Origin of the sequence: Bradyrhizobium sp. SZCCHNRI3052 (assembly GCF_032484895.1) — a bacterium.
GTDB lineage: Bacteria > Pseudomonadota > Alphaproteobacteria > Rhizobiales > Xanthobacteraceae > Bradyrhizobium.
On the sequence record NZ_JAUETW010000018.1, the window covers coordinates 1 to 14,237 of the forward strand.

The window sequence follows — 14,237 nt, forward strand, 5'->3', positions numbered from 1 at the left end:
CTTCTAACCATCCTGAATGCCATGATGCGCGACCGAAAACCTTATGCGATCACTCCATCAACATAACAGTTGCCGGCTCAAGGCCGGGACGACAGCGGAGTATGGGGCCAATCTCGCCTCGCAATCGGCGTCGCATCCGCAACGACAGCCGAGGACGTAGCGGCTACCGGTTGTTCTTCGCGCGCCACGCCGCGAAGTCGGCGGGCGTCTGCGGATCGGTCGCCGGATAGAGGCCGAGGATCGAGCGGCCCTTGGCAACTTCCTCGGCAACGAAATCCTCGAACGCGGTCATCTCGAACGTCTCGTCCGCGATCTCGTCGGCGAGATGGGCGGGGATGACGATGACGCCGTCGGAATCGCCGAGGATGACGTCACCGGGAAACACCGGCGCGTCGCCGCAGGCGATCGGGCCGTTGATCTCGATCGCATGATGCAGGGTGAGATTGGTCGGCGCGCTCGGACGCTGGTGGAAGGCGGGGATGCCGAGCTTGGCAATCTCGGCGGCGTCACGGAAGCCGCCGTCGGTGACGACGCCGGCGACGCCGCGCTGCTGCAGGCGGCTCACGAGAATTGCGCCGGCCGAAGCGGCGCGCGCGTCCTTGCGGCTGTCCATCACCAGCACGGCGCCGGGCGGACAATCCTCGACGGCCTTGCGCTGCGGATGGCCGCGGTCGCGAAACACCTCGATGGTGTTGAGATCCTCGCGCGCTGGGATGTAGCGCAAGGTGAAGGCTTCGCCGACCATGGTCGGCTGCGCCGGGCTGAGCGGATGGACGTTCTCGATGCACTGGATGCGCAGGCCGCGCTTGAACAGCGCGGTAGCGACCGTGGCCGTCGAGACGGTCTTGAGCTTGTTGCGGGTGGCGGTGCTGAGTCTGGTCATGCGGTGCTCGTCGTTCTCCCCTCCCCCTTGCGGGGAGGGGTTGGGGGTGGGGGTCCACATCAACGGTGTCGCTTTGGGTACCCCCCTCCCCCGCAAGGGGGGAGGGAGCGCACCTCGATCGCGGAAACAGCGCGGGCTAACGCGGCGCTATGAACTAATAAATCGCGGGTTCCCCGACCGGCGCGCCGAAGCCGGTCTCCAGGAAGTCGAAGTCGCAACCGTCATTGGCTTGGCGGATGTGGCGGGCGAACATCCAGCCATAGCCGCGCTCGAAACGCGGCGCCGGCGGTGTCCAGGCGGCGCGGCGGCGCGCCAGCTCCTCCTCGGGCACGTCGAGATTGATGGTGCGCGCGGCGACGTCGAGCGTGATCAGGTCGCCATTCTTCACCAGCGCCAGCGGGCCGCCGACATAGGCCTCCGGCGCCACATGCAGGATGCAGGCGCCATAGCTCGTGCCGCTCATGCGCGCGTCGGACAGCCGGACCATGTCGCGCACGCCCTCGCGCACGAGCTTGGTCGGGATCGGCAGCATGCCCCATTCCGGCATCCCCGGCCCGCCCTGGGGCCCGGCATTGCGCAGGATCAGCACATGGTCGGCGGTGACGTCGAGATCGGGATCGTCGATCGCCTTCTTCATCGAGGGATAGTCGTCGAACACCAGCGCCGGGCCGGTGTGCCTGAGGAAGCGCGGATCGCAGGCAGAGGGCTTGATGACGCAGCCGTCCGGCGCAAGGTTGCCCTTGAGCACGGCGAGCGCGCCCTCGCGGTAGATCGGGTTCGACTGCGGACGGATGACGTCGTCATTGTAGACGCCGGCGTCAGCGATGTTGTCGCCGAGCGTACGGCCGTTGACAGTGAGGCAGTCGAGATGGAGATGCTCTTTCATCCGGCTCATCAGCCCGGGCAGGCCGCCGGCGTAGTAGAAATCCTCCATCAGATAGGCGTCGCCGCTCGGCCGGACATTGGCGAGCACCGGCACCTTGCGGCTGGCGGCCTCGAAATCGTCGAGGCCTATATCGGCGCCGGCGCGGCGCGCCTGCGCGATCACATGGATGATGGCGTTGGTCGAGCAGCCCATCGCCATGGCGACCGCGATCGCATTCTCGAACGCTGCGTGGGTCTGGATCTTCGATGGCGTCAGGTCCTCCCACACCATCTCGACGACGCGGCGGCCGCATTCCGAGCTCATGCGGATGTGCTCGGCATCGGCAGCCGGAATCGACGAGGCGCCGGGCAAGGTCATGCCGATCGCTTCCGCGATCGCGGTCATGGTCGAGGCCGTCCCCATGGTCATGCAGGTGCCGTGGCTGCGGGCGATGCCGGCCTCCATGGCATTCCAATCGGCGTCCGACAGCTTGCCGGCGCGGCGTTCATCCCAGTACTTCCAGGCGTCGGACCCGGAGCCGAGCGTCTTGCCCTTCCAGTTGCCGCGCAGCATCGGCCCGGCCGGGAGATAGATCGCCGGCAGGTTCATGCTGGTGGCGCCGAGCAGCAGCGCCGGCGTGGTCTTGTCGCAGCCGCCCATCAGCACGACGCCATCGACGGGGTGTCCGCGCAAGAGCTCCTCGACATCCATCGCCAGCATGTTGCGATAGAGCATCGTGGTCGGCTTCAACAGCGACTCCGACAGCGACAGCGCCGGCAGCTCGATCGGGAAACCGCCGGCCATCAGCACGCCGCGCTTGACGTCGTCGACGCGCTGCTTGAAGTGCATGTGGCAGGGCTGCGCGTCGGACCAGGTGTTGATGATGGCGATGACCGGACGGCCCTTCCACTCCTCCTGGGCATAGCCCATCTGCATCACCCGCGAACGATGGCCGAAGGAACGGAGATCGTCGGGCGCGAACCAGCGCGCGCTGCGCAGCTGATCGGGGCTCTTCTTGTGGCTCATGATTGCGTTCCCCAGGTCAGCACGGTCTTGCGCTCGATGGTGCGGAAGATCAGATTCTCGACCACGAGGCCGATCAGGATCACGGTCAGCAGGCCGGCGAACACCGCGGGGATCTCGAGCAGATTGCGGTTCTCGAAGATGAACCAGCCGAGGCCGCCCTGCCCCGAGGAGACACCGAACACCAGCTCGGCCGCGATCAGGGTGCGCCAGGCGAAGGCCCAGCCGATCTTCAAACCCGTGAGGATGGCGCCGAACGCCGCCGGAATCAGGATGCGGATCACATAGGAGAAGCCGCTGAGACCGTAGTTGCGCCCGACCATGCGCAGCGTGTTCGAGACGCTTTTGAAGCCGGAATGGGTGTTGAGCGCGACGGGCCACAGCACCGAATGGATCAGCACGAAGACGAGACTGCCGCTGCCGAGCCCGAACCAGATCAGCGCCAGCGGCAGCAGCGCGATCGCCGGCAAGGGATTGAACATCGCCGTGATCGTCTCGAGGAAATCGGTGCCGATGCGGGTCGAGATCGCGAGCACAGTCAGGATCGCCGCGAGAACGATGCCGGCGGCATAGCCCATGAACAGCACCTTCAGCGAGGTCCAGACGCGCATCGGGATGGTGCCGTCGCGGACCTTCTCCCACAGCGCCGCGATGGTGTCGGAGAAGGTCGGGAACAGCAGGGGATTGTCGAGATAGCTGCCATAGGCCTGCCAGATCGCGGCGAGCAAGACGATGATCAGGCTCTTGCGCACGAAGCCGTCGTTCCACAGCAGCTCGAGCACGCCGAGCTTGCGCGCGACATCTGCAGGCGCGGCGCTCGCGGGCGACGTATCGCGCAGGATGATCTTGGCTTCAGCCATGGGCGCCGTCCTCAATGCGTCGTTGCAGGTTCGGAGAACAAAAGATCATGGATCTGCTTCTCCAGGCGCGCCGCGCTGCCGTCCTCGGCCGAGACCTTGTCGACGTCGACCACCTCGGCCTTGACGCGGCCGGGATGCGGCGACAGCAGCAGAATGCGGTTGCCGATCTTGATGGCTTCGGCGATCGAATGCGTCACGAACAAGACGGTGAATTTCGTCTCGTTCCACAACTGCAGCAGCTCGTCCTGGCAGGTGCGCCGCGTCAGCGCATCGAGCGCGGCGAACGGCTCGTCCATCAGCAGGATGTCCGGCTCCATCGCCATGCCCCGGGCGATCGCGACGCGCTGCTTCATGCCGCCCGACAGCGTGTGCGGATAGGCATCGACGACGCGCGTCAGCCCGACTTTCTCGATATAGGTGCGGGCGCGGCTCTCGGCCTCCTTGCGCGGCATGCGCCGCGCCGTCAGCAGCGGGAACATCACGTTGGCGAGCACGGTCTTCCACGGCAGCAGCTGGTCGAACTCCTGGAAGATCATCATGCGATCGGCGCCAGGACCGGTGATCTCGCGGCCGCTGATGCGCATCCGGCCCTCGCTCGGCTTGATGTAGCCACCGACCGCCTTCAGCAAGGTCGACTTGCCGCAACCGGACGGTCCCAGCAGCACGAAGCGATCGGAGCGGTCGACGGAGAAGCCGACCCGCTCCGTCGCGGTGATTACCGCGCTGGAGGTCTTGTAGCGCAGGGTGACGCCATCGACGTCGAGCAGCGCGGACATCAGTTGCCCTTCAGATCATGCGCGACCGGCAGATAATAGTCGGTCCAGGCCTTGGGCTGGGTCTTGATGGTACCGATCTTGGCGAGATGGGCCGCGAACTTCATGGTGCCCTGCGGCTCCAGATTCCATTCCATCATGCCGGGCTCCTTGAGCCAGGCGAGCAGGTCATCGACCGAGGTCTTGTCGCCGGTGATCTCCTTGTAGATCTCGACCGCCGTCCTGGTATCGCTGCGGATCAGGTCCTGCGCTTCCTTGGTCGCATCGCGCACCGCCTGGATGATCTTCGGATTGGCGTCGGCGAACTTCGTGGTGGTGAAGAACTGCGCCTGGCTCAGCGGTCCGCCCATGACGTCGGGCGAATTCATCACGACATGCGCGCCGGGCACGTTCTTCAATTCGAGGAACGTGTAGGGCGGGATCGAGAAATGATTGTGCACCTCGTGCTGCGGGTTCGACAGCGCCGTATAGGCGTCGGGGTGACCGAGCTGCACGGTGTTGGCGTCGAGCTTGTTCCACTGATCGGCGCCGAACGCTTCGGCGGCCGCGATCTGCAGCACGATGGCCTGGGTCGAGACCTTGACGGTCGGCACGGCGATCTTGTCACTGGGACCGAAGTCCTTGATCGACTTGATGTTGGGATCGCGGCTGATCAGGGTCATCGGCTGCGCCGAGGTGGCGACGATGCCCTTCACGCCACCGCGGGTACGATCCCACAACAGCAGCAGATTGCCGGTGCCGGTGTTGAGGATGTCGACGCTGCCCGACAACAGCGCATCGGTCTGCGCGCCGCCGCCGGAGAAGGTCAGCCATTTGGTGGTGACGCCGGGCACGCCGAGCGCGGCCGCATGCTTCTCGATCAGCTTGTTCTTCTCGATGATGTGGCTCGGCATGTAGAAGATGCCAGGCTGGCGCGACAGCGAGATTTCGGTCTTCTGCTGGGCCTGCGCGGCGTCATTCCAGGCCGCCGCGACCAGCAGCGTGGCCAGCAGGCCGGCGGCTCGTGCGCCCGAGCGCGCGAACTTCTCGAACATGGGACATCCCTCCTCGCGTGCCGGCTCCTTCTTGACGGCCGGCGGAGAGATGCACTAATGCATTAGTGCATCTCTGACAAGGGCTGTTCTCCCCCTGCGACATTCGAGCCGGACGTCCCACCAAATGGCATTGCCCGCGACGCCTGCTGCGGTTCTCCCGCCCGAACGGCTCGATCCGAGCCGGCGCGCGGCACCGCAGGTCTTCGAGCGGTTGCGCGACCAGATCATCGCCCTCGCGCTCCCACCGGGAGCGCCATTGTCGCGGCCGGCGCTGCAGGCCGAGTTCGGCCTCAGCTCGACGCCGATCCGCGACGCGCTGATGCGCCTCGCCGAGGAAGGCCTCGTCGACGTGTTCCCGCAGCACGCGACCCTGGTCAGCCGCATCGATGTTGGTCGGGCGCAGCAGGCGCAGTTCCTGCGCCAGGCGCTGGAGCTCGAGATCGTGCGCCTGCTCGCGCTGCGGCCTGCGGCGGCGCCGATCGACGAACTCCATGCTCTGATCGCCCAGCAGCGGCGATTCGCCAGGGACGGCGACTTCGCGTCATTCACGGTGGTCGACAACGCATTCCACGAGCGGCTCTACACTGCCGCGGACAAGCACGAGCTGTGGACCCTGGTGCGCAGCCGCAGCGGTCACATCGACCGGTTGCGCCGGCTGCATCTGCCCTCACCCGGCAAGGCGCAGACGATCCTGCGCCATCACAAGCAGATCGTCGATGCGATCGCCGCGGGCCGGCCGAACGACGCGCAGACGCATCTGCGCGAGCACCTGACCGGGACGCTGAGCGACCTCGCGACCATTCGCGGCCGCTGGCCGGACTATCTCAGTGGCTAGCAGCCCCGCCCAATCGGAGGACGTGAGCGGTGTCACGCCGCACGCCGGCATGTCGTCTGTGGCCACTCCGTCCCGTGCTGGTCCGCACCGTCTGTCGCGCCGCCTGGGATCGCAAATCCTCAGACATGTGCTCAAATATTGTGCATTCGGCGCGAGGACGAGGCGATTATGGAGCGCTCCGTGCCATGCAACTACGGCGCGAGCGCCCCGAATGCAGGCCCGGCGCCCGGATAGTCCACCCTTGTCCCGTACAGGACATCGATCACCGCGCCCCATCCTGCATGTGACTTGCCCGGCGAAACGCTTGCGGCGCGCCGCGAATTGGGCAAAACCTTACAACTGACCGTTGGTCTTGCTGCCAGCCAATCGGGAGATGCGGAGCGTGGCGAAGATTCTGGTCGTGGACGACGATCCGCTCATGCAGCTGACAATTCAGCGCGTGCTCGAACGGGCCGGTCACGTCGTCGGCATCGCGGGCGACGGCCAGAAGGCGCTCGTCCGCTTCACGAGCGAGAGCTTTGACTTGGTGATCCTGGACATCTTCATGCCGGGCATGGACGGGCTGGAGGCGATGCGCTTGATCCTCAAGCACACGCCCGGCGTTCCGATCATCATGACCTCGGGACGTGCCCACAGCCCGACCTCAGTGATAGAGCCCGATTATCTTACCATGGCCACGAGGCTGGGAGCGGTGTCCGCATTGCCCAAGCCGTTCAAACCGGCAGCTCTCCTGACGATGGTTTCCGAATGCCTGGCATCGGCAGGCGATCGGGCTGCTCGACCCCGGCCAGGCCAAGATGCTGTTCCGAAATCCTGACGGCCGAACCGAAGGGCTCCTGCTCAGCGGCGCGCAGCGCGCGAGCGAGACGCCGCGGTTCGGCGGCCGCCTCACGCTGACGACGCGGCTGGCGATCGCGATGATCCTGCTGGTCGCGATCGCGGTGTTCGCCGTCGGCTGGCTCGGCTATCGCAGCCTCGAGCGGGCGCTGTTGCCGCGCGCGCTCGATCGAATCGAGTCGCATTCGCGCCTGATGGCGACCGAGCTCGAAAACTATGTCGGCGGCGCCCGGAACGACATCAACGGCTATCGCGCCTCGCCGAATCTGGCAACGTTGATACGCACACTGAAGACGGGAGCTCCCGATCCCCGCGAAGGGCTGCCGGCGCAGTCGTGGCGCGAGCGGGTCGCAACGCGCTACTTCGCCGAGCTACAGGCCAAGCCGACCTACGCGATGATCCGCCTGGTCGGGATCGAGAACGATTATCGCGAGCTGATCCGGGTCGACCGGCTCGGGCCGGGCAACACGGTTCGGATCGTTCCGGAGAACGAGCTGATCACGCGCGGCGAGCGCAACTACATCAAGGAGACGCTGAGCCTGCCGCCCGGCGGCATCCGGCTCTCGCCGATCATTCTCGACGGCAACACGACGGACCCCAAGACAGGCGTGCCGATGCTGTGCGTCGGCACGCCGGTGTTCGCGCCGGACGGCAAGCCGTACGCGATCCTGATGGTCGATCTCGACATGCGCCCGATCTTCGCGCATCTGCGCACGGCGGCCCGCCCGGGCGCGCAGCTCTATGTCGTGAACGCCCGCGGCGACTATCTCTTCCATCCCGAATCAGACCGGGAATTCGCCTCGAAACGCGGCCGATCGACGCGATGGCAGGACGATTTTCCGACGCTCGCAGGCGCGACCGGCAGCGCCGAGGGTTTCGCGCAGATCCTGCACGACGAAGCCGATCGCCCCGGCGGTGTCGCCTTCGCGCCGGCGCTGCTCGCGGGACAGGAATGGGTGGCGGTGATCGAGACGATCCCGAACACCGCCTTCATGGCGCCCGCCCTCGCCATCCGCAAGACGGCGATCGAGGTCGGCCTGATCGCGATGCTGTGCGCGGCCGCGCTCGCCTTCGTGGTCGCGCGCTCGCTGACGCGGCCGATCAACCAACTGACCCAGGCCGTCGAGGGCGTGGGGCGCGGCGAGGCGGTGAATATCCCGCTCGATGCGGTCGGCGAGACCGGCGTGCTGGCGCGCGCCTTCGCCCGCGTGCTGGACGAGGTTCGCACCAAGACCGCCGAGCTCGAGCGCGAGGTCCAGGAGCATTACCTGACCGAAGCAGCGCGCGACCATTTCGCCGCCCGCGAACGGCTCTACAGTGCCGCGGTGGAATCGTCGAACGACGCGATCGTGACGCTGTCGCTGGACGGCACCATCACCGCCTGGAATCCGGCAGCCGAGGCCATGCTGGGCTACTCCGCCGAGGAGGCCGTGGGCCGCCTTGCGGATTTCCTCGTGCCGCCCGAGCGCATGGCCGAGGCCCAGGACCTTCTGGCGCGCATGGCCCGCGGCGAGCGGATCCAGCATTTCGAGACGGTGCGGATCCGCAAGGACGGTGAGCTGGTCCAGGTCTCGCTCAGTGTCTCGCCGATCAAATCACCGACGGGCCAGATCATCGGCGCCTCCAAGATCGCACGCGACATCACCGAGAGCCGCCGGACCGAACTGGCGCTGCGCCAGCAGACCGAGGAACGGCGGCGCATCTTCGAGACGTCGCAGGACCTGATCCTCATCACCGACCGCAATGGCATCCTGGTTCAGGTCTCACCGAGCGTGGAGGCGATTCTCGGCTATACGCCGGCGGAGATGATCGGCCGCAGCGGCGCGGAGTTCATCCACCCGGACGATCTACCCAAAGCACGCGAGGAGCTTCGCGCCTCGCGCCTCGGCCTTCGGGCGCGCACCTCCGACTGCCGCTACGTCCACAAGGACGGCCGCGTGGTGACGCTGTCCTGGACCTCGAACTGGTCGGAGCCGGTGCAGCGCCACTTCTTCATCGGCCGCGACATGACCGAGAGCCGGCTGGCGCAGGAGACGCTGCGGGAAAGCGAACAGCTCGCCCGCAACATCGTCGAGACCGCGCTCGATGCCTTCGTCCAGGTCGACGACAACGGCGCCATTCTCAACTGGAACTCCCAGGCCGAGAAGATCTTCGGCTGGTCGCGCGCCGAGATCATCGGCAAGGACGTCTTCGACGTGATCACGGTCGGGGATGTCGGCGAGGAGCTGCGCGCCGCGCTCGGCCGCATCCTGATGACCGGACAAGCGAGCGCACTCGGGGGCGGCCGCCGACGCGAGGTCATGGTGAAGCGGCGCGACGGCCGCGAGTTCAAGGCCGAGCTCAGCGTGACCGCGCTGAAGACCCGCAACGGCTTCGTGCTGAACGGCTTCTTCCGCGACCTCACCGACAAGATCGCGACCGAGGAGCGGATCCGCCAGTCCGAGAAGATGGAGGCGATCGGCCAGCTCACCGGTGGCATCGCACACGACTTCAACAACATCCTCACCGTGATCACCGGCACGATCGAGATTCTCGCCGCGGCCGTGGCCAAGGAGCCGCAGCTCGCCGCGATCACCAGGATGATCGACGAGGCCGCCGCGCGCGGGGCCGATCTCACCCAGCATCTGCTCGCCTTTGCGCGCCGGCAGCCACTGCAGCCGCGCGAGGTCGACGTCAACACGTTGATGATCGACACGGCCAAGCTGCTGCGGCCGACGCTCGGAGAGCAGATCGAGATCGAGTCCGTCTTCCAGGACGAGACCTGCGTGGCGCATGTCGATCCGAACCAGCTCGCCACGGCGGTCATCAACCTCGCGCTCAATGCCCGCGACGCGATGCCGAATGGCGGCAAGCTCATCCTGGAGACCGGCTGGGCCGACCTCGACGAGAACTACGCAAGTCTCTACGACGACGTGCGGCCCGGTCGCTACGCGATGATCGCGGTGAGCGACAGTGGCAGCGGCATTCCCGCCGCCATCATCGACAAGGTGTTCAATCCGTTCTTCACCTCGAAGGGGCCGGGCAAGGGGACGGGGCTCGGATTGTCGATGGTGTACGGCTTCGTGAAGCAATCGGCCGGCCACATCAGGATCTACAGCGAAGAGGGCCACGGCACCACGATCCGGATGTACCTGCCGCCGGGCAGCGAAGAAGCGATCACGCAGCCCTCGGGCGACGCGCCGGCGATCCAGGGCGGCCAGGAGACGATCCTGGTGGTGGAGGACGACCGGCTGGTGCGCGGCTACGTTCTCGCCCAGCTCCATGCACTGGGCTATGCGACGCTGGAGGCGGCCAATGCCGCCGAAGCGCTGGCGATCACCAATGCCGGAGAGCCGTTCGATCTGCTCTTCACCGACATCATCATGCCGGGGACGATGAACGGCCGCCAGCTCGCATCCGAGATCCAGCGGATTCGTCCGACGCAGCGGGTCCTGTTCACCTCCGGCTACACCGAGAATGCCGTGGTGCATCACGGCCGGCTCGACGAAGGAATTCTTCTGCTGCCGAAGCCGTACCGCAAATCCGAGCTCGCCAAGATGATCCGCAAGGCGCTCGCCGCGACCGAGGCTTGAAAAACGAGACTTGGCCAAGGCGGCCCGACCAACGCGGCCTGGCGCTTGCGGTTGCCGCTACTCCAGCTTGAGGCCACGTGCGGGCGGCCCGGCCATCGGCTCAATTGGCGCGCGACGCCGTCATCACGATGCGGATCAGATCGGCCGCGTTGCGCGCGCCGAGCTTCTTCATGATGTTGGCGCGGTGATCCTCGATCGTGCGCGGGCTGATGCCCAGCGTGCGCCCCGCCTCCTTGTTCGAGGCCCCCGCCGTGAATTGTTCCAGGACCTCGCGCTCGCGCCGCGTCAGCGGCTCGCGGCCGGGGAAATGCAGCGAGCCGATCTTCGGCGAGGCATTCTCCTTCTGCCGCCGCGCGAACGCGCCGATCGCCTCGTTCAGACGGGCCACGATCTCACTGCCGCGGAACGGCTTCTCGATGAAGTCGAGCGCCCCGTTCTTGATCGCATTGACGGCCATCGGGATGTCGCCCTGGCCCGAGATCATGAAGATCGGAGCCGGATAGTCCTCGCCGTGCAGTTCCCTGAGAATGTCGAGACCGGACTTTCCGGGGATGTGCACGTCGAGCAGGATACAGGCCGGTGTCCTGCTCCGCGCCACCGCCAGGAGCGCGGCGCCGTCCGCAAAACAGATCACTTCATACCCACCTGCCGACAAGACCATCGAGAGGGTGTCGCGCACGGCTGGGTCGTCATCGACGACAAAAATCTCACCGCGGGAAGCTGTTTGTTCGGCCATGGGCGATTGCTCTTGCAAAGGAGAAGAAACAATGAAAGCGCGTCTTATGATACCATACTCGTCGGGTGCTTTGGGCACCCGTATTTGTACGGTTTATGATCCTAACCCACAAGTAGTAGCTGCAGATCGGTGATCGCCTTCACGAGACCATGATCTGGACACGATCTCAAGGCAGTCGTCTCGGGCAGCATGCTGCCTTGCAAAAACACATCAACGCCGACAGCGTCATGATCGACATCAAACTCTGATCGCATCGGCGTTGCCCACGTGCACCACGCCCACAGACATGCTCGGCGGCGGACGCGTGCACGGCCCTCAGCCCACGAAAATCTGCACGGCATTTGACACAAGACGTACAGCCGTCAGCCGGCCTTGCCCTCGTTTTGATCAGAGATCGGCGGGATTCGGACGTTGCATAGGATTGTGCGCCCTGGACCGCGGCTTGCGCCGATGCAGCTCTGTCAGGACCGATGCTTCGCGGCAACACTTTCGGCGGCGACGCCGCCCCAGGTGTGAACCACGGGCAGGCCGAGCACAGTCTTGCCGAGATTCGCCAGGCAGATGCGCAACGCTGCCAGATCGACTGGCTTCGGCAGGCTCTGCAGGTCGATCCCGAGCGAGCGCGCGAACAGCCGGGCCTCAATTCGCTTTGCCGCATCCATGCCGCTGATCACGATCACGGAACCGGCGAAGCGGGTATCTGCGATGACCTTGAGGACCTCGGTCCCCTCGCCATCCTCGAGCATGAGATCGAGCGTCACGCAGTCAAAGCGGTTGTTGCGCACCTCGCGGATCGCATCGCTGCACGTGGCCGCGACCGTCACGGCGTGGCCGGCCTGCTTGGCCGCCAGCGCGATCAGCGTCCGCTGCGCGGCGTCGTCGTCGACGACCAAGAGCTGCAGCGCGCGCCGTTCGCCATCATCGGCGCGCTCCGACCGGCTGGATGCAAGTTCCGAACTCATGACCGGCATTGGCCGTCCCTGGAAAATTTGACCGACGTCGTTGTCATACACGTCCGACCCTGCGGCGACGTAAAGCGGCTCTCGGAAAAAAGGCCACGCGTCTTAGGACTTGCGCAGGACCCGGGCTGGCGCGTCTCCTCGTCGCTCCGCGCGCGGAAGTTTCCCGAGCGGCGGGCGAGCAATGCGCCGTGCTGCCGCAAGGCGAACTAGTTGACGGTCGTTTCCTGGCCGGCGGAAGCGTTGCCACGTTTCTTCTTGTTCTTTCCCTTGATGAACTGGATGTCCATCTCGGAGCCGTTGACCCGGACCAGCTCGCAGCGGCGGTAGGCGAGCCCCGTCGAGGACAGCAGCAGAAAGAACTCTTTCAGATTCAATCCCTGGATCGATCCCTCGACCGTCAGCACCGCGTCGGTGTCCGAGATGGCGTTGAGCTGGCAGTCCCTGCGCCAGGTCCCGTCGATGCCCATGATGCAGACATCGTAACCACGGCTGAAGGTGACGCGCTCCGTACCTTTGTTGTCGTCAGACATCTTCGCGTCCTGCTCTATTGGGCTGCGGGAACATCTAGTTGCCCGCGGCCGCGATCCTGGGCATTCCCGGAGCGGACGCCTTCGCCGCGGAAGCGATCCCGCTCGGGCGATACAGGCCACGCCGGTCCGCGAGCGGCTTGAACACGTCGGTGAGGCCGACGACGGTCTCCGCCGCACCGAGTACGAGGAAGCCGTCCGGCTCCATCTGCTTGGCGAGCCGGCCGAAGATGTTGATCTTGGTGTCCTGATCGAAATAGATCAGCACGTTGCGGCAGAACACGACGTCGAACGTGCCGAGCTGTGAGAAGTCGTGCAGCAGATTGAGCTGGCGATGCTGGACCATGCCGCGCACGTCGGAATTGATCTGCCAGAGTTCGCCTGCCTGCTTGAAATATTTGACCAGAAGCTGGATCGGCAGCCCGCGCTGCACCTCGAACTGGCTGTAGAGGCCGGCCTTCGATTTCTCCAGCACCTCCTGCGACAGATCGGTGGCGATGATCTCGATGCGCCATCCACTGAGCGCAGATCCCATCTCCTTGAGCGACATCGCCAGCGAATACGGCTCCTGGCCGGTCGAGCAAGCAGCGCACCAGATCCGGATCGACTTGCGGTTGGCGCGCGCCTTGAGGAGCTCCGGCATGATCACGTCGCGAAAATGATCGAACGGGACCTTGTCGCGGAAGAAGAACGTCTCGTTGGTCGTCATCGCTTCGACGACCTGGCTGATCAAGGCGCTCGACCCGTCCTTCAGCTTCTGGACGAGATCGCTGATGCTGGCCAGGCCGGCCTTGCGCGCGAGCGGAAGCAGGCGGCTCTCGATCAGATATTGCTTGTCGGCAGACAGATCGAGACCGGACTTGTCTCGAAGCAGCTTGCGCAGGAACTCATAATCAGGCTGGTTCACGGGCGGCCTCTTCTGGGCAGACGAAGGGATCAGGCGGATTCGGCTGACAGCGCCTGGATGAGACCAACTTCCTGGAATTTGGCGGCCACAATCTCTTTGTCGAACGGCTTCATGATGTATTCGTTGGCGCCGGCGTTCAGCGCGCGCGAAATGTGATCGATGTCGTTTTCGGTGGTGCAGAACACCACCTTGGGGCCTTCGCCGCCCGGCAGCCGGCGCAGGCGCCCGAGGAAATCATAACCGTCCATGACGGGCATGTTCCAGTCGAGCAGAATGGCGTCCGGCAGGCTCTTGGTGCAGATCTCGAGCGCCCGCTCGCCATCCTCCGCCTCGACGACGGAGAAGCCCAACTCCTCCAGGATACGCCGTGCGATCTTGCGCACGACGCTGGAGTCATCCACGACCAGACAGCTCTTCATTGTT

13 protein-coding genes are annotated in these 14,237 nt (G+C 65.4%); 3 read left to right on the plus strand and 10 right to left on the minus strand.

Translation table 11 applies throughout. The features are described 5' to 3' along the window. Positions 1–163: 163 nt before the first annotated feature. The 5 genes from QW887_RS31975 to QW887_RS31995 form a co-directional block, all read right to left on the minus strand. Entirely contained in the window at positions 164–883 is a 720-nt protein-coding gene (locus QW887_RS31975) for a ribonuclease activity regulator RraA (RefSeq protein WP_315716983.1), read from the minus strand. 154 nt (positions 884–1,037) lie between these two features. Next, entirely contained in the window at positions 1,038–2,774 is a 1,737-nt protein-coding gene (araD, locus tag QW887_RS31980; protein WP_315716982.1) for an L-arabinonate dehydratase, read from the minus strand. Next, the gene (locus QW887_RS31985; protein WP_315716981.1) at positions 2,771–3,631 is read right to left on the minus strand and encodes an ABC transporter permease; all 861 of its coding nucleotides are present in this window, start codon (positions 3,629–3,631) and stop codon (positions 2,771–2,773) included. Before QW887_RS31985 ends, araD begins: the two co-directional genes overlap by 4 nt. 11 nt (positions 3,632–3,642) lie before the next feature. Further along, entirely contained in the window at positions 3,643–4,407 is a 765-nt protein-coding gene (locus QW887_RS31990) for an ABC transporter ATP-binding protein (RefSeq protein ID WP_316173306.1), read from the minus strand. Further along, on the minus strand, positions 4,407–5,438 hold the full coding sequence (locus QW887_RS31995) for an ABC transporter substrate-binding protein (protein WP_316173307.1): 1,032 nt from the start codon (positions 5,436–5,438) through the stop codon (positions 4,407–4,409). Before QW887_RS31995 ends, QW887_RS31990 begins: the two co-directional genes overlap by 1 nt. Positions 5,439–5,562: 124 nt before the next feature. Between QW887_RS31995 and QW887_RS32000 the strand changes: the two genes are divergently transcribed. The 3 genes from QW887_RS32000 (at position 5,563) to QW887_RS32010 (ending at position 10,682) form a co-directional block, all read left to right on the plus strand. Beyond that, a complete protein-coding gene (locus tag QW887_RS32000) occupies positions 5,563–6,273 on the plus strand; it encodes a GntR family transcriptional regulator (RefSeq protein WP_316173309.1) in 711 nt (236 codons plus the stop codon). Between the two features lie 382 nt (positions 6,274–6,655). Further along, a complete protein-coding gene (locus tag QW887_RS32005; RefSeq protein WP_316173311.1) occupies positions 6,656–7,090 on the plus strand; it encodes a response regulator in 435 nt (144 codons plus the stop codon). Then, positions 7,071–10,682, plus strand: a complete 3,612-nt coding sequence (locus QW887_RS32010; protein WP_316173312.1) for a PAS domain S-box protein — start codon at positions 7,071–7,073, stop codon at positions 10,680–10,682. Before QW887_RS32005 ends, QW887_RS32010 begins: the two co-directional genes overlap by 20 nt. A gap of 100 nt (positions 10,683–10,782) precedes the next feature. On the opposite strand, the gene QW887_RS32015 is transcribed toward QW887_RS32010, so the two are convergent. The 5 genes from QW887_RS32015 to QW887_RS32035 form a co-directional block, all read right to left on the minus strand. After that, positions 10,783–11,418 carry a response regulator transcription factor gene (locus QW887_RS32015; RefSeq protein WP_315750719.1) on the minus strand — a complete coding sequence of 212 codons (636 nt, stop codon included), beginning with the start codon at positions 11,416–11,418 and terminating at the stop codon, positions 10,783–10,785. A gap of 461 nt (positions 11,419–11,879) precedes the next feature. Beyond that, the gene (locus QW887_RS32020; RefSeq protein WP_315750717.1) at positions 11,880–12,389 is read right to left on the minus strand and encodes a response regulator; all 510 of its coding nucleotides are present in this window, start codon (positions 12,387–12,389) and stop codon (positions 11,880–11,882) included. A 197-nt stretch (positions 12,390–12,586) separates the two neighbouring features. Next, positions 12,587–12,910 carry a PilZ domain-containing protein gene (locus QW887_RS32025; RefSeq protein ID WP_315716973.1) on the minus strand — a complete coding sequence of 108 codons (324 nt, stop codon included), beginning with the start codon at positions 12,908–12,910 and terminating at the stop codon, positions 12,587–12,589. Between the two features lie 34 nt (positions 12,911–12,944). Next, a complete protein-coding gene (locus QW887_RS32030) occupies positions 12,945–13,814 on the minus strand; it encodes a protein-glutamate O-methyltransferase CheR (RefSeq protein ID WP_315750716.1) in 870 nt (289 codons plus the stop codon). A gap of 29 nt (positions 13,815–13,843) precedes the next feature. Further along, entirely contained in the window at positions 13,844–14,233 is a 390-nt protein-coding gene (locus tag QW887_RS32035) for a response regulator (protein ID WP_315716971.1), read from the minus strand. Between the last annotated feature and the right edge of the window lie 4 nt (positions 14,234–14,237).